This window comes from Pallidibacillus pasinlerensis (assembly GCF_009996845.1).
Classification (GTDB): domain Bacteria; phylum Bacillota; class Bacilli; order Bacillales; family Caldibacillaceae; genus Pallidibacillus; species Pallidibacillus pasinlerensis.
Window position 1 is genome coordinate 27,930 of record NZ_JAACYS010000003.1, and the last position, 15,788, is coordinate 43,717.

Consider the following 15,788-nt stretch of genomic DNA (forward strand, 5'->3'; position numbering starts at 1 on the left):
AAACATTTGCAAAGTTTATATTCCAGTGGTATTATTTTTTTGGAATATTTTACTAAAAAATGGGGTGGAGAGAAAAATGGAAAGAACATTTTTGATGGTGAAACCTGATGGAGTGCAAAGAAACATTATTGGTGAGATTGTTTCGAGATTTGAAAGAAAAGGCTTCCAACTAGTTGGTGCTAAACTAATGCAAATTCCAACAAATCTAGCTGAACAACATTATGGTGAACATAAAGAAAAACCATTTTTCGGAGAATTAGTAGATTTCATTACATCAGGACCAGTGTTTGCGATGGTTTGGGAAGGTGAAAACGTAATTGCTACTGCACGTCAAATGATGGGTTCAACAAATCCAAAAGATGCACAACCAGGCACAATCCGTGGAGACTTTGGCTTAACAGTAGGTAAAAACGTTATCCATGGTTCAGACTCACCAGAAAGTGCTGAAAGAGAAATTAATTTATTTTTTAAAGAAGAAGAGTTAGTAAACTATTCAAAGTTAATGAATGAGTGGATCTATTAATTTAATGTTTGTACATACATAACTGTACGGCCTAAAGGAGGCTACCCCTATATATTGGGACAGCCTCTTTTTTCATACTTATAGATATCAATTATATTTTTAATAAGGTGAGAATAATGGTAAATGATTATGAACAATTTATTGAAAAAATTAAAGTGAAAACAGGGATTGACTTATCTCTGTATAAAGAACAACAAATGAAAAGAAGATTAACTTCTTTATATGAAAAACACGGATTTAAATCGTTTTTAGATTTTTATCGAGGAATAGAAAAAGATAACGAACTACTATATGCCTTTCTTGATCGAATGACGATTAATGTTTCTGAGTTTTATCGGAATGGGAAAAGATGGGAAGTATTGGAGAAAAAATTTATTCCAGAATTACTGAAAAATAAGCGAAATTTAAAAATCTGGAGTGCAGCCTGTTCTACCGGTGAAGAGCCATATACGATTGCGATGATTTTAAGTAAATTTCTCCCTTTATCTGAAATTAAAATTTTAGCTACAGATATAGATGAAAATGTCCTTCAAAAAGCAAAAATCGGTGCATACCATGAAAGATCTTTAAATGAAGTCCCAATTGAAATGAAAAGAAAATATTTTCAAAAAGATAATGATTACTATGTTATAAGTGATGAGATTAAAAGAACAGTAACTTTTAAAAAGCATAACCTACTATCAGATCCTTTTGAGATAAACTTTGATTTAATTGTGTGCCGTAATGTCCTAATTTATTTTACTGAGGAGGCAAAAAACTCACTTTATAATAAATTTAGTAATGCGCTAAGACAAGGTGGAATATTTTTCGTCGGCAGTACAGAGCAAATTTTTAATCCGGGCAAATACAATTTAGAACCAATTGATACATTTTTTTATCAAAGAATATAAGATAAAGTGGATTGTAGAAGATACAGTCCATTTTTTATATAATTGATACTTCACTTTAATAAAATGTACAATTTATTACCAATATACTCGTTATACTAAAATAATTTTAATAATTTAAAAGTTTTTTCTAACTTTTTAAATAAAATTTTCTCTGAAAGTGATATAATAGAAAAAATAGATTTAATAGAGGTGAAAGTAATAATGCGTTATTTAACAGCAGGAGAATCCCATGGACCGGGATTAACAGTAATTATTGAAGGACTACCGGCAGGATTGCCACTAACAGCGGAGGAGATAAATGAATCTTTACGACTTCGACAAGGTGGTTATGGTCGTGGTAGAAGAATGCAAATTGAAAAGGATCAAGTAAAAATTACAGCTGGAGTAAGACATGGGAAAACTATCGGTTCGCCAGTATCCTTTTTCGTTGAAAATAGAGATTGGAAACATTGGACTGATATTATGGGAATTGAGCCAATTGATGAAGATGAAGCTAAAGACCTTAGACGAGTTGTTACAAGACCACGACCTGGTCATGCAGATTTAAATGGTGGTATTAAATATGGTCATCGTGACCTACGTAATGTTTTAGAACGTTCTTCTGCGAGAGAAACAGCTGCAAGAGTTGCTGTAGGTGCAGTAGCTAAAATTTTATTAAAACATTTAGGTATTGAGTTAGCGAGTCATGTTGTAGAAATTGGCGGCGTGAAAGCAGAAGCACAATCAATAAGTGAAGTTGAAAAAATTAGAGAAATCGCTGATCAATCTCCAGTCCGTTGTTTAGATGAGGAAGCTGCTCAAAAAATGATGAACTTAATTGATGAAACAAAGAAAAATGGTAATTCAATTGGCGGTGTAGTAGAAGTTATTGCAACCGGTATGCCTCCTGGTGTTGGAAGCCATGTTCACTACGACCGTAAACTTGATGCGAAAATTGCAGGTGCAGTAGTAAGCATCAACGCTTTTAAAGGGGTTGAGTTTGGTATCGGGTTTGAAGCTGCACGTAGACCGGGAAGTGAAGTCCATGATGAAATTCTATGGAATGAAGAGCAAGGGTACTTCCGGAAAACAAATCGCTTAGGTGGTTTTGAAGGTGGTATGACCACAGGTATGCCAATTGTTGTAAGAGGTGTGATGAAACCAATTCCAACACTTTACAAACCTTTAACGAGTGTTGATATTGAAACAAAAGAACCATTTAAAGCTAGTGTAGAACGTTCCGATGCTTGTGCTGTACCTGCTGCTTCAGTAGTTTGTGAACATGTAGTTGCTTGGGAACTGGCCCGTGCTTTATCAGAACAATTCTATTCTGACCAAATGGATAAAATGAAGGAGCAAATTGACGAGTTTCGTCGTTATGCGAGGGAATTTTAATGGAAAAGTTAATTACAGTTAAAGCTGAAAGTAAAACATATCCGGTAATTGTTGGAAATAATTGTTTAAGAAAAATTAATGATATTTTAAATCAATTAAGCCCTTCATCAATTTGTATAGTGACAGATGAAAAGGTAAAAGAATTACATTTAGACGCTTTTTTGAATGAATTATCCGATGATTTCGAAATCCATTTATTTACAACACCACGCGGCGAAGAAGCAAAGTCGTTTGAAGTATACAAACAGCTTGTTGAATTTACAGCTAGAAAAGGGTTGGATCGGAAATCTCTTCTCATTGCATTAGGTGGGGGTGCTGTCGGTGACTTAACCGGATTCGCCGCAGCGACCTTCATGCGAGGAATTGAATTTATTCAAGTTCCAACAACTATATTAGCCCATGATAGCTCAGTCGGTGGAAAAACTGGTATAAATTTACAAACTGGTAAAAATTTAATAGGTTCTTTCCATCACCCTGAAGCAGTTTTATATCATTTGCCGTTTTTAAACTCTTTATCTAAAAGTGAAAAACGCGCTGGATTTGCAGAAATAATTAAAGAAGCGATGATACATCCACAAAGCTTCTTGCCGGAACTTATGAATCAATTTCAAAGTGTATCAGATTTAAATGGTGAACAATTAATCGAACCTTTGATTCGAGGTATTGAAACAAAGAGATTATATGTAGAACAAGATGAAAAGGAAATGGGTGTTCGTGCCTTTTTAAATTTAGGTCATACACTTGGACATGCTATCGAAGCAAATGTTGGTTATGGGAAAATCACCCACGGAGAAGCCGTTTTAATTGGAATTATATTTGCACTTAAATTAAGTGAAAAAATGTTCAAGAAAGATTTGCAAATTTCTAGTTTTGTTAATTGGGTAAAAAAGCTTGATTATGCTACATATTTACCTGAAGATTTATCATTTTCGGATCTTATAAATACAATGAAACATGATAAGAAAACTATATCAGGTCAAATTCGCTTTGTCCTGTTGGATGGATATGGAAAACCTGTACTCAAAGAAGTAACAGAAGAATTACTATTGGAAACATTAGAAGAATGGAAAAGAGAAAATATGAATTAATAGAGGAAGGGTATTGTATATGAATCATATTCGACTAAATAATTCGAATTTTCGAGTTAAAGGAAAGCTATCCGTCCCGGGTGACAAATCGATTTCCCATCGCGCGGTTATGTTTGGGTCATTAGCGGAAGGAAGAACTGTTATTACCAACTTCTTACGTGGTGATGACTGTTTAGCTACAATTGATTGTTTCCGTAAAATGGGAGTAAAAATTGAAGAAGTAAACGGTAAAATCATCGTTGATGGAGTTGGAACGACCGGATTAAAAGAACCTGAAGATATACTATATACAGGGAACTCAGGAACAACAGCAAGACTTTTATTAGGTTTATTGAGTGGACTTCCTTTTTATTCTGTATTAAATGGTGATGAATCTTTAAATAATCGTCCAATGTCACGTGTTGCCGATCCTTTGAAATTAATGGGGGCAAAAATTTGGGGACGAGAACATGATAATAAATTACCGATGGCCATTCGTGGTACAAAGCTTTCTGCAATACAATATGAACTTCCGGTTGCAAGTGCTCAAGTAAAATCAGCCCTAATTTTAGCAGGTTTATTAGCTGAAGGCGATACAAAAGTAACTGGAAAAATCCAATCTCGGGATCATACAGAAAAGCTTTTACAACAATTTGGTGTACAATTACAAATAAATGAAAATGAAATTAACATAAAAGGTGGTCAAACTTTACAAGGTACAGATGTATTTGTACCTGGCGACATCTCTTCAGCTGCCTTTTTCATTGCTTTAGCATTAATTGTTCCCGGAGCGGAACTTGTTCTTGAAAATGTAGGTTTAAATGAAACAAGAACTGGCATTATCGATGTAGTTAAAGCAATGGGTGGAGATATAGAGATTGAGACGATTCAAAGTGAAGGTGAGTCATACGGTAATTTACGAATCAAATATAGTGATTTGAAAGCAACAGAAATCAGTGGTGCAATTATTCCACGTTTAATTGATGAAATTCCAATCATAGCTTTAATCGCAACCCAATCGGAAGGTACAACAGTAATTCAAGATGCTGCTGAATTAAAGGTTAAAGAAACAGACAGAATCGAAGCTGTTGTAACTGAACTAAAAAAATTAGGTGCAAATATTGAAGCGACAAAGGACGGAATGATTATCCACGGGAAATCAAAACTTAACGGTGGTCAAGTAAAAACGTATGGTGATCACCGTATTGGGATGATGCTGGCAATTGCGAGTTTTATAAGTTCAGGTGAAATCATTTTAGAAAATCCGGACTGTATAAAAATTTCTTATCCAAACTTTTTTGAAGACTTAAACAAAATAGCACAATAGAATATTAATTTAAAAACACCTCCACGGTTATAAGATAAGCAAATTTTTAGCATATTTTCCATTTTTTCTTCATAGCTTGTCTTAAGACTAGTGGAGGTGAATTTATGATGCATATCATTGAAAATGTTACAATGGTTAGACAAGATAAAATGGAAACGATGTCACTACTATTAAAAACGATTGAATTTTAGCTGTCCAACTAAATTTCACGAAATATATACATGAAAATGAATGCGAAAGATTTTGTTATGACTTCCACTTACGTATTTTTAAATAAGAGTGTACCTAAACTAAACAGTAATTTAGAAATAGAAGAATTTAGTCGAAGTCCTATTATATCACATGCAATTCATCCCCCAACGTGAAAAAATTCCTCATAATTCAAACGGCTTAAAAACATACACCTTTTAATATAGAAACATTAAAGCGGATAAGTAATTACCCTGTTAAAGGATAATTGCAAGCAGGTGGTGAGTTAAGTTATAATTTATTTTTATTGAATGAAGATTGTCAAGTAATGGAAGACCATAAAAAGTTTTCTTTAGCTGTCACTTTCCATAAAAGGAAAATTGTTCGAGCTGGAAGAAAAGCGAAATGGATTCCAGAAAATGGTGGGTGAAGAATTAAACTTATGAAACCTGCCTTTTTGAAATAAAAAAATGAAGTAGATTTTGGAGTAATAGATGTAGTAAAGAAGGAGCAATCGTAATGAGTAAAGTTAAACAATGTATTCAAGCTTTGGAAATGGGACAATTAACACGTGCAAAAGAAATTTTTGATTCAATAAAAAATCAAGGAACAGAAGAAGAACAATTTCTATTAGCTGAACAATTGAACCAATTAGGATTTTTAGAACAGGCTGCAAGTTTGTATCAAGATTTATTACAAAATTATCCCGACGACGGAGAATTACTAACAATTTTAGCTGACATTTATATTCAATTAGACCGTGAAGACGAAGCGTTAAATATTTTAAGACAAATAAATATAAATGACCCATTCTATATACAATCACTAATTATCCAAGCAGACTTGTATGATTCACAAGGACTTTACGAAGTTTGTGAACAAAAATTATTAGAAGCTGAAAAAATCGACCCAAATGAACCAATCATCCAACTTGCCTTAGCTGAATTTTATGCCTCAATTGGTCGCTTTGCTGAAGCTATATATAAATTTGAACAAATTTTACCCCAAGCAGAGGAAATCGGAAATACAAATATAAATCAACGTTTAGCCGAAATTTATTCGACTGCAGGAGAATTCGAAAAGGCTATTCATTATTATGAAAAAGTATTAGATGAAAAACTTGATATTGACTCATTATTTGGTTATGGATTTACAGCTTATCAAGCAGGTATGTTTGAACGTGCAATAGAAAAACTAAATGAGACGATAGAACTTGACCGAGATTACCATAGTGCTTATTTACCATTAGCAAGAAGTTATGAACATATTGAGGATCTTGACAATGCTTTAAAGTTTGCTAAAAAAGGAATTGAAGTAAACCCATTTCAAAAAGAACTTTATTTGTATGCCGGTAAAATCTGTTTAAAACTTGGGGAAGAGCAAGACGCTGAACATTACTTTAAAGAAGCAATTAAACTGGACCCTTCATATTTAGACGCTGTGTTAACTTTAAATAAATTGTATTTAAAACAAATGCGCTATGCAGACATTATTGATTTAGTTGAACCGATGCTAAATGATGGTGAAGAAGATCCATATTTACTTTGGGATTATGCAGTAAGTTGTGAACAAGAAGAACGATATTCGGAAGCATTAAATGCATACCAAAAAGCATATAAATATTTAAAAGAGAATATGGAGTTCATGCAAAGTTATGGAATTTTTCTTTTAGAAGAAGGAAATCAAGCACAAGCTATCGAAGTATTTAAACAACTTCGAAAAATGGACCCAACAAATGTTGAATACATCGAACTCTTGGAGAGATTAGAAGAAAATCTTGATTAAAATGCATGTAATTCAACTAAAGGAGGGAGAATACGGTGGTCGCTCCTGTTTCGGTTAATGAGAAAAAAGAATTTATCCGTTGGTTTTTAAATAATTATCAATTAAAGCGCCGGGAGTGTGTGTGGATTTTAAATTATCTTTTAAGTCATGATCAACTAATGGAGAAGGTGCATTTTGTTGAACATGCGGAATATTGTCCACGAGGAATTGTGATGAGTACAATTTGTGTTGATGATGTTCCATTCAGATTTTATAAAGATTCGATCATGACAACTGATGCAGAAAAATCCTTCCATGATATTCGTTTGAATCGTGACCAAGATATTTATATCCAATTAAATTTTAAGTCCGTTCATAAATCACACCAATATGCTTTAGTATTGGAAAATAACCCTTATATGCCTGATATCGTTCAAATTTCAGAAAAAGAACGTGAACTCGCAAATAAATTTTTACAATCCTCCATTAAAGAATTTCAACTAGAGCGACTACGGAAAGAAATTGATCAGGCACTAGACAATAATGACAAGGAAGCCTTTCAAAAACTATCAGAACAATATAATAAAATTCTAAAGCAATAATACTTCTTAGAATTAGTGAATATGTAAATGGCATTTTATTTTAGTTTTTAACAGAAATGTTATATAAAAAATAATATTACGAATAAGGTGGCGCGACTGGAAAAATGTTTCGTCCAAATTCAGTGGGAATATAAAACCCATTTGACGAGATTATCCGCCACCTTTATTTTGCAGAATTTATGGAGCTGAATTTTAATAGCTCCTTTTTTTATTAAATAACTATAATTATAATGTTCGATAAATTGTCCGAAAATGTTCACAAATTATTCAAAAAATAAATAGTAACTATGCTATTCTTTAATTAGAATATACAAATAATTCTATTCTTTTAAATAATTCTGGTAAAATATGTATAGAGAAAGATTTTGATTAATAGGGTGGTGAAATTGTGAAATGGAATGCGAGAGACGCTACAGTCTTTTTTAATGAGAAAGAGTATATTGATACGGTTTGTATACCACTAGTCCCAATTGCATTTGAAGGAGATGGTAAAACAGCTGCTAATGAAAGCGAATTTATCGATTTAGTCACAAGAGCAATTGAAAAACAATTTAAAGGCAGAATTCTTTTATTACCACCATTTATTTATTTTCGTTCTTCTGAAGAAGAACTAAGTAGATTATTTGATTATTGGGAGAATTATATTGAAAACGGTTACTTTAAACATATAATTTTCATTACAAGTAATCCTTTCTGGCAAAAAGTAATTAATGGTAATTATAAAGTGATATGGCTTCCTTCGATTCCGTTAGAGCATTTGGATGAATCAACTAAATTGAGGGTTATTAATAATCAAGCTGAACAGGTTATTGATCACATAATTCACCATTGGCAAGAGGTAGAAAGGCGTAATAATTTACAGAAAAAATAAATTATTATATCTTTTTTAAATAAATTAATATATTTAAATTTATTTTAATTGACCTAACAATTTATATCATTTAATATTGGAAATAAATACCTTAATATAAAAAACTATTAATTTAGCAGATTGGGGGGATTTGCTAATGAGTAAAGAAAAGCAGTCGGGAAAAGAAAAACAAGATATTTCAAGACGCCAATTTTTATCCTATTCAATTATGGGTGTGGGAGGATTTATGGCGGCTGCTACTGTAATGCCAATGTTAAGAATGGCAATTGATCCTGTTTTGAAAGCTGAGGCGAGTGGAGATTTTATTGCAACAAATGTAAAAGTAGATGAAATTACTACTGAACCTCAACGGGTCGACTTTAACTTTGAACAAAAAGACGGTTGGTATGAATCTACTGTAACGCAAACGGCATGGGTTTATAAAGATGAAAATGGGGAAATCGTTGCGCTATCACCAATTTGTAAACATCTCGGTTGTACAGTAAGTTGGAACTCAAGTGATAATTACCCAGATAAATTTTACTGCCCATGTCATAAAGGAGTGTATGATAAAGACGGTACTAATGTACCTGGAACACCACCGAGGGGACCACTTGATCGTTATCAATATCAAATTAATGATGGCGTCCTCTATTTAAGTAGACGAGCAAGTGAAGTAGGGGGAGAGTAATCATGTTAAATAAGGTCTATGATTGGATTGATGAGAGATTAGATATAACACCTCTTTGGCGAGATTTAGCTGATCATGAAGTTCCCGAGCATGTAAACCCTGCCCATCATTTTAGTGCTTTTGTATATTGTTTCGGTGGATTAACATTTTTCGTAGTGGTTATTCAAGTATTATCTGGCATGTTTTTAACTATGTATTATGTACCTGATATTGTTAATGCTTGGGAATCAGTCTACTATTTACAAAATGAAGTTGCTTTTGGACAAATTGTTAGAGGAATGCACCATTGGGGAGCAAGTATTGTTATCGTCATGATGTTTTTACATACATTACGGGTGTTTTTCCAAGGCGCATACAAAAAACCTAGGGAATTAAACTGGATTGTTGGCGTTCTCATTTTTATGGTTATGTTAGCTTTAGGTTTAACGGGTTATTTATTGCCTTGGGATATGAAAGCTTTATTTGCTACAAAAGTAACCCTTGATATTGCCCAATCGACTCCATTAATCGGTGATATGTTAAAAACGTTAATTGCAGGGGATCAACATATAATTGGTGCAGAAACGTTAACACGATTCTTTGCTATTCATGTCTTTTTCCTTCCAGCTGCATTGTTACTGTTGATTGGATTACATTTTATTATGATTCGTAAGCAAGGAATATCTGGTCCGCTTTGATTTTGAATTTTACTTTAATAATTGTCTCCGAATTTAGGGTCATATTTACTTTGGGGGGAGTGTCATGAAAAGAGGAAAAGGAATGAAGTTTGTCGGGGATTCCCGGGTTTCGATAAATAATCGGAAGCCAAATATTCCAACTGACTATTCCGAATACCCCGGCAAAACAGAATGGTTTTATCCAGACTTTTTATTAAAAGAATGGATGGTCGGGGCTGTATTCTTAATAGGATTTTTATGTCTTGTTATTGCTGAACCACCGCCATTAGAGCGTGTTGCAGACCCAACAGATACAGCTTATATTCCATTACCGGACTGGTATTTCTTATTTCTTTATCAATTATTGAAATATTCATTTGCTTCCGGTCCTTTTAATGTTGTAGGGGCGTTTATTATCCCAGGTTTAGCAGTTACAGCACTTCTTTTAGCACCATTCCTTGACAGAAGTCCAAAAAGAAGACCTCTTGATCGTCCTTTTGCAACAGGTTTTATGCTATTAGCTGTTGCTGGTATATTTTACTTAACTTGGGAAGCGGCAGCTTATCATGATTGGGAAGCTTCAAAAGAACAAGGAAAGATTCGTGACGTTGTAGAAATTGATAAAGAAAATCCTGCCTATGGCATACTAGAAGCAAATACTTGTTTATCATGTCACGGTGAAAACCTAGAAGGGTCTGTGACGGGACCTCCTTTAGTAGGTACAGAGCTTTCAGCAGAAGAAATTATGGATATCGCTGTTAATGGTAAAGGCGATATGCCTGCAGGACTATTTACTGGAACAGAGGAAGAATTACAACAAATTGCAGAGTATATACTTTCAATTGAAGAATAAAATTATAGGTTAAAAAAACTGCTTAAGTTATTTAATTGAACTTAAGCAGTTTTTATTTTTTAAAAGAATCAAGAAGGTTTATAATAGTAGCGAGGTGAACGAATTGACAAAATTTTACTATCTTATAACACGCAAGGAAATTCTCGCACTATTATTAATTATTAACGTTCTCGGTACTATTTATGGATATTATTGGTACGGCTACCAATTAGAAGAAACGCCAGCGATCTTTTTAATTTTTGTTCCTGATAGTCCGACAGCTAGTTTATTTTTCTGTTTCGTTTTAGTCGCATTTTTATTGAAAAAAAATTGGCCACTCATTGAAGCTTTAGCCATTATTACTCTTGTAAAATATGGGATTTGGGCAGTAGTGATGAATTTATTAACATTAATGATTACAGGAGAACTGCATTGGACAGGCTATATGTTAATGTTCTCTCATTTAGCAATGGCAATAGAAGGAATCTTATATGCTCCTTATTATCGGTTTAAATGGATACATATTGTAATTGCAGGTATTTGGACTTTACATAATGACATTATTGATTACTTATTTTTAATGTATCCACGATATACGATAATCGGCGATTATTTACCACAAATCGGTTATTTCACATTTTGGCTAAGCGTTGTTTGTATTGGACTTGCATATTATTATGGAATCTACAAACAACGAAAACAATTATATTAAAAGAAAAGAATTTTAAGGTCTATACTTGTCCACTCTATCATACATTTAATTAGTGATAGGGGGGACAAGCGCATGAAACAGATCCTTGCACTAATAATTTTCATTTTTATGTCCACTGGATTATTGAATAATAATGTGTCAGCACAAGAGATTGATGTAAACTATATAAACGAATTAGCTGATGAAGCACTTAACTTCGCAAAAACCAACCGTTTTGATGAAGCAAAAAACAAAGTACAAACGATAAATAACATATTAAATTCACACTATATATTAACCGCAGATGAATCTAGAATTTTACAAAGTTCTTTTAATGAAGTGATTCGCTCACTAGATCATGATTCCATTAATGAAGAACACGTATTAAGAAATTTAACGAAGTACCGTTTAGTTGTTGATGCTGTTTTTACCGAGCATATGCCTTTATGGGGTGAAATGGAAGATTCAGTATTAACTGCCTTTCAAACTTTAAAAGATGCCTATCATATCAAAGATAATGATTTATTTATTCATGAATTAAAAGGGTTTTTGAGTATTTATGACCTCATTTATCCAAGTATCGTTTTAGACGTGCCAATTGAAAAAGTACAAAAAATTGATGCGCAAATTCAATATTTAGAACAAAATGCTCAACAAATATTAATTAGTGAAAATGGCATTGAAACGATGGAAGCAATTCAAATGGACTTAGAAAACTTGTTTAAGGGAACGGAAGAAGATGAAGCTGATCCTTCTTTATGGTGGGTAATCATCTCAACAGGCGGTATAATCATTTTAACATTAACATATGTAGGTTGGCGAAAATATAAAGCTGACAAAGAAAGAAAATACCGTTATAAAAAGAAACAAAAAAATTGACACTTTTTTCGATGTTTTGTATGATTTACTTAGAAAAATATAAAAACAGGAGGATCAACACTGGTGGAGTTTTTAATTTACTTTGCGATAATTACACTTATCCCAATCTTTGCTAGTATGAAAGTTAGAACAACATATAACAAGTATTCTAAAGTTCCGAGTTCAACTGGAGCAACTGGTTATGATGTAGCAAGAAGGATTTTAGATGCTCATGGTTTATACGATGTACAAATTGAAGAAATACGTGGGGTTTTAACAGACCATTATGATCCTCGTGCTAAAGTTGTACGTTTATCATCAGATATTTATCACGGGCATTCATTAGCAGCTATTGCGGTTGCTGCTCATGAATGTGGGCATGCATTACAGGATCAGGAAGAATATGCATTCTTGCGCTTCCGCTCAGCACTAGTACCATTAGCTTCATTTGGCTCCAACATTTCATGGATTTTAATTCTTGCCGGTATTTTCTTAACTGCAACAAACTTATTATTACTTGGTATTATCTTTATGGCTTTTGCTGTTTTATTCCAAGTCGTTACATTACCAGTTGAATTTAACGCTTCTAGCCGCGCCATGAATCAAGTTGTTTCACTTGGTCTAATTCGTAATGAAGAAGAAGGCGGAGCAAGAAAAGTATTAAATGCTGCTGCTATGACTTATGTAGCTGCTGCTGCGGTTGCTGTTATCGAACTATTACGTTTTATTTTAATGTATTTTGCTATGAATAGTGAAGATTAATTCTTAATGCAAAGACCGTTGCTGCCAAAATGGCAGCATTTTTTATTTTATTTTGAAAAAATTTTACGTAATTATTTTTTTATTTTCATCTAATGTGAAGCCTTCGCCAATAACTTCATGAACATGGGTTATAGATACAAAAGCAAAGGGATCAATAGCAAGGGCAATTTTTTTCACTTGATTTATTTGGTTTTTACCAACGACACAATATAAAACTTTCTTTTTCTCCTTTGAAAAAAAACCTTCACCATCTAGCGTAGTGACCCCTCGATCTAATTCAGTACTAATTTGTTCTGCAATTTTTTCATAGTTATTAGAAATAATAATAGCGCCTCTTCCTGAATATGCGCCTTCCTGAATAAAATCGATAATCTTTGCGCCAATAAATACAGCTATTAATGTATAGACTCCTTGTTGAAGTGTTAAATATGTTATAAGAGACAGTGTAATAATAGTAGCGTCAAATAAAAAAATCGTTTTCCCCATTGGCCAACCGAAAAATTTGTTTGCAAGTCTAGCGATAATATCAGAGCCTCCAGTTGTACCACCGACACGAAATATGATTCCGAGTCCAAGACCAATGAAAATGCCAGCAATTATAGCAATTAACAACATATCGCTTTCTAAAGGGATATCAATCCTATACCTTTGAAAAATTTCTAGAAATAAAGACAAACTAATAGTTCCGATGATTGTATATATAAAAGCAGTTCTTCCTAATATTTTCCAACCTATCCAAAAAATCGGTATATTTAAAACTAAATTACTAACGGATGGATTTATCTTAAAAAGAAAGTATAATAGCAGTGTAATACCGGTAAAACCGCCTTCAGCTAAATTATTTTCCATATTAAAATGAACGAGTCCAAAAGAGAAAATAGCAGTTCCTAAAAGGATAACTAGAATATTTTTAATTTTAATTGATTTTGTCATTTTTCTATTCCTTTCTAGTTGTGATACAATATACCTGTTAGAAATAATAACTACCGAACTAATCTTTCTTAATTCTTATCCTATCTAAAATCGTTTTTCCTATGCGTTTTTTGATATAGGATTTCAATAAAAATCAAAGATACTAGTGTATTAGGTAACTTGCTGAGGTGTTATTATATGAAAACGATGGAAGATTTACAGAGGGAAGTTGACGAATACATATCTCAATTTAAAGAAGGATATTTTAGTCCATTAGCTATGCTTGCTAGACTTTCAGAAGAGTTAGGGGAACTTGCAAGAGAAGTAAACCATTATTATGGTGAGAAGCCGAAAAAATCAACAGAAAAAGAAAATACTGTAGAAGAAGAGTTAGGTGATTTATTATTTGTCCTCATTTGTTTTGCTAACTCATTAAATATAAATTTAGAAGAAGCCCATGACAGGGTAATGGAAAAATTCCGTACGCGGGATGCAAATCGTTGGACGAGAATAGAGGAGGAAGAAAATGGAAACACCAATTAAAGTCATTATTTCAGGTCCAAGAGGAAGAATGGGAAAAGAAGCAGTAAAAATGGTATCGAACAACGAAAATTTCCAACTAGTTGGAGTGGTTGATCGGATAAATGAAGGAAAGAAATTATCTGAAGTAGATAATGAATTTAACAATATTGATTGTCTCGTTTATACAGATATTAAGCACTGTATTAAAGATACACAACCAGATTGTCTTGTAGAACTATCCGTTCCGCAGGCAGCTTTTGAACATATTAAAACAGCGTTAGCCTATAATGTGCGTCCAGTTGTTGGAACAACAGGATTAAATCAAGAAGAATTAGATGAATTAGAGACCATCGCGAATGATGGAAATATCGGTTGTATTATTGCTCCGAACTTTGCAATTGGCGCTGTGTTAATGATGAAATTTTCCCAAATGGCTGCTAAATATTTTCAAGATATAGAAATTATTGAAATGCATCATGATCAAAAATTAGATGCCCCAAGTGGTACTGCAATTAAAACTGCTCAATTGATTGAAGAAGTTCGCGCACCGAAAAAACAAGGTCATCCTGATGAAATAGAAAAAATGCCGGGTGCAAGAGGTGCAGATATGTCAGGGATGCATATACATAGTGTTCGCTTACCTGGTTTAATTGCCCATCAAACGGTAATGTTAGGTGGACAAGGTGAAACATTAACGATTCGCCATGATTCTTATAATCGAACATCATTCATGACAGGTGTAAAATTATCAATTGAAACTGTAATGAAATTAGATCGTTTCGTTTACGGTTTAGAAAATATACTTGATTAATTAAAAGTTTATTAATCTTAAACAACAGGAGTGTGTAATATGAACATAGCTTTAATTGCCCATGATAAAAAGAAAGCAGATTTAGTACAATTTGTAACAGCTTATAAGGATATATTTGAACAGCATACATTATTTGCAACAGGGACTACTGGGTTACGAATTCAAGAGGCAACAGGTCTTACTGTTCAACGCTTCCAATCTGGGCCTCTTGGCGGTGACCAAGAAATTGGTGCGATGATTGCTAAAAATGAAATGGATATTGTATTCTTTTTCCGTGATCCTATGACTGCTCAGCCCCACGAACCAGATGTAACAGCTTTAATTCGATTATGTGATGTGTACAATGTGCCAGTTGCAACGAATATGGGAACAGCTGAAGTTTTAATTCGTGGATTGCAACGTGGAGATATTGATTGGCGAAAAGTGATTAAAGATATGCGTTAAAATAAATTAATTATTTCTTTTGA

At 33.3% G+C, this 15,788-nt stretch carries 19 protein-coding genes; 18 read left to right on the top strand and 1 reads right to left on the bottom strand.

Annotated elements, in window-relative coordinates:
* Positions 1–76 precede the first annotated feature (76 nt).
* The 15 genes from ndk (at position 77) to GW534_RS01200 (ending at position 13,076) form a co-directional block, all read left to right on the top strand.
* Positions 77–523 (top strand): nucleoside-diphosphate kinase, encoded by a 447-nt coding sequence (gene ndk / locus GW534_RS01130; protein ID WP_161919216.1) that lies wholly within the window; start codon positions 77–79, stop codon positions 521–523.
* Positions 524–639: 116 nt separating this feature from the next.
* Positions 640–1,413, top strand: a complete 774-nt coding sequence (locus GW534_RS01135; RefSeq protein WP_161919217.1) for a CheR family methyltransferase — start codon at positions 640–642, stop codon at positions 1,411–1,413.
* Positions 1,414–1,614: 201 nt separating this feature from the next.
* Positions 1,615–2,787, top strand: a complete 1,173-nt coding sequence (aroC, locus tag GW534_RS01140; protein WP_161919218.1) for a chorismate synthase — start codon at positions 1,615–1,617, stop codon at positions 2,785–2,787.
* Positions 2,787–3,875, top strand: coding sequence for a 3-dehydroquinate synthase (aroB, locus tag GW534_RS01145; RefSeq protein WP_161919219.1), 1,089 nt, complete (start codon positions 2,787–2,789; stop codon positions 3,873–3,875). The genes aroC and aroB overlap by 1 nt, the downstream gene beginning before the upstream one ends.
* A 19-nt stretch (positions 3,876–3,894) precedes the next feature.
* Positions 3,895–5,181 (top strand): 3-phosphoshikimate 1-carboxyvinyltransferase, encoded by a 1,287-nt coding sequence (gene aroA / locus GW534_RS01150; RefSeq protein ID WP_161919220.1) that lies wholly within the window; start codon positions 3,895–3,897, stop codon positions 5,179–5,181.
* A 457-nt stretch (positions 5,182–5,638) separates the two neighbouring features.
* On the top strand, positions 5,639–5,800 hold the full coding sequence (locus tag GW534_RS01155) for a hypothetical protein (protein WP_161919221.1): 162 nt from the start codon (positions 5,639–5,641) through the stop codon (positions 5,798–5,800).
* An 89-nt stretch (positions 5,801–5,889) separates the two neighbouring features.
* A complete protein-coding gene (locus tag GW534_RS01160; protein WP_161919222.1) occupies positions 5,890–7,155 on the top strand; it encodes a tetratricopeptide repeat protein in 1,266 nt (421 codons plus the stop codon).
* 35 nt (positions 7,156–7,190) lie between these two features.
* On the top strand, positions 7,191–7,736 hold the full coding sequence (locus GW534_RS01165; protein WP_161919223.1) for a ReoY family proteolytic degradation factor: 546 nt from the start codon (positions 7,191–7,193) through the stop codon (positions 7,734–7,736).
* Between the two features lie 388 nt (positions 7,737–8,124).
* On the top strand, positions 8,125–8,607 hold the full coding sequence (locus tag GW534_RS01170; RefSeq protein WP_161919224.1) for a YpiF family protein: 483 nt from the start codon (positions 8,125–8,127) through the stop codon (positions 8,605–8,607).
* Positions 8,608–8,743: 136 nt separating this feature from the next.
* On the top strand, positions 8,744–9,277 hold the full coding sequence (locus GW534_RS01175) for a QcrA and Rieske domain-containing protein (protein ID WP_161919225.1): 534 nt from the start codon (positions 8,744–8,746) through the stop codon (positions 9,275–9,277).
* Positions 9,278–9,279: 2 nt separating this feature from the next.
* Positions 9,280–9,954 carry a menaquinol-cytochrome c reductase cytochrome b subunit gene (gene qcrB / locus GW534_RS01180; protein ID WP_161919226.1) on the top strand — a complete coding sequence of 225 codons (675 nt, stop codon included), beginning with the start codon at positions 9,280–9,282 and terminating at the stop codon, positions 9,952–9,954.
* 64 nt (positions 9,955–10,018) lie between these two features.
* Complete coding sequence (locus GW534_RS01185) at positions 10,019–10,786, top strand: menaquinol-cytochrome c reductase cytochrome b/c subunit (protein ID WP_161919227.1); 768 nt, start codon at positions 10,019–10,021, stop codon at positions 10,784–10,786.
* 103 nt (positions 10,787–10,889) lie between these two features.
* Positions 10,890–11,477 (top strand): lipoprotein heptaprenylglyceryl N-acetyltransferase LhaT, encoded by a 588-nt coding sequence (lhaT, locus tag GW534_RS01190; RefSeq protein WP_161919228.1) that lies wholly within the window; start codon positions 10,890–10,892, stop codon positions 11,475–11,477.
* 72 nt (positions 11,478–11,549) lie between these two features.
* On the top strand, positions 11,550–12,335 hold the full coding sequence (locus GW534_RS01195) for a sporulation protein YpjB (RefSeq protein WP_161919229.1): 786 nt from the start codon (positions 11,550–11,552) through the stop codon (positions 12,333–12,335).
* A 117-nt stretch (positions 12,336–12,452) separates the two neighbouring features.
* Positions 12,453–13,076 carry a zinc metallopeptidase gene (locus tag GW534_RS01200; RefSeq protein ID WP_407670427.1) on the top strand — a complete coding sequence of 208 codons (624 nt, stop codon included), beginning with the start codon at positions 12,453–12,455 and terminating at the stop codon, positions 13,074–13,076.
* A 63-nt stretch (positions 13,077–13,139) separates the two neighbouring features.
* On the opposite strand, the gene GW534_RS01205 is transcribed toward GW534_RS01200, so the two are convergent.
* Positions 13,140–14,009, bottom strand: coding sequence for a YitT family protein (locus GW534_RS01205; protein ID WP_161919230.1), 870 nt, complete (start codon positions 14,007–14,009; stop codon positions 13,140–13,142).
* Positions 14,010–14,186: 177 nt separating this feature from the next.
* Here GW534_RS01205 and GW534_RS01210 point away from each other — a divergent pair, with 177 nt between their 5' ends.
* From GW534_RS01210 to mgsA, 3 genes are read left to right on the top strand one after another with little or no spacing between them, the layout of a single operon-like run.
* Positions 14,187–14,531 carry a nucleotide pyrophosphohydrolase gene (locus GW534_RS01210; protein ID WP_161919231.1) on the top strand — a complete coding sequence of 115 codons (345 nt, stop codon included), beginning with the start codon at positions 14,187–14,189 and terminating at the stop codon, positions 14,529–14,531.
* Positions 14,515–15,321, top strand: coding sequence for a 4-hydroxy-tetrahydrodipicolinate reductase (gene dapB, locus GW534_RS01215; protein ID WP_161919232.1), 807 nt, complete (start codon positions 14,515–14,517; stop codon positions 15,319–15,321). Before GW534_RS01210 ends, dapB begins: the two co-directional genes overlap by 17 nt.
* A 39-nt stretch (positions 15,322–15,360) precedes the next feature.
* Positions 15,361–15,765: a methylglyoxal synthase gene (gene mgsA / locus GW534_RS01220; RefSeq protein ID WP_161919233.1), complete on the top strand. Its 405-nt coding sequence runs from the start codon at positions 15,361–15,363 to the stop codon at positions 15,763–15,765.
* The last annotated feature ends 23 nt before the right edge of the window (positions 15,766–15,788 follow it).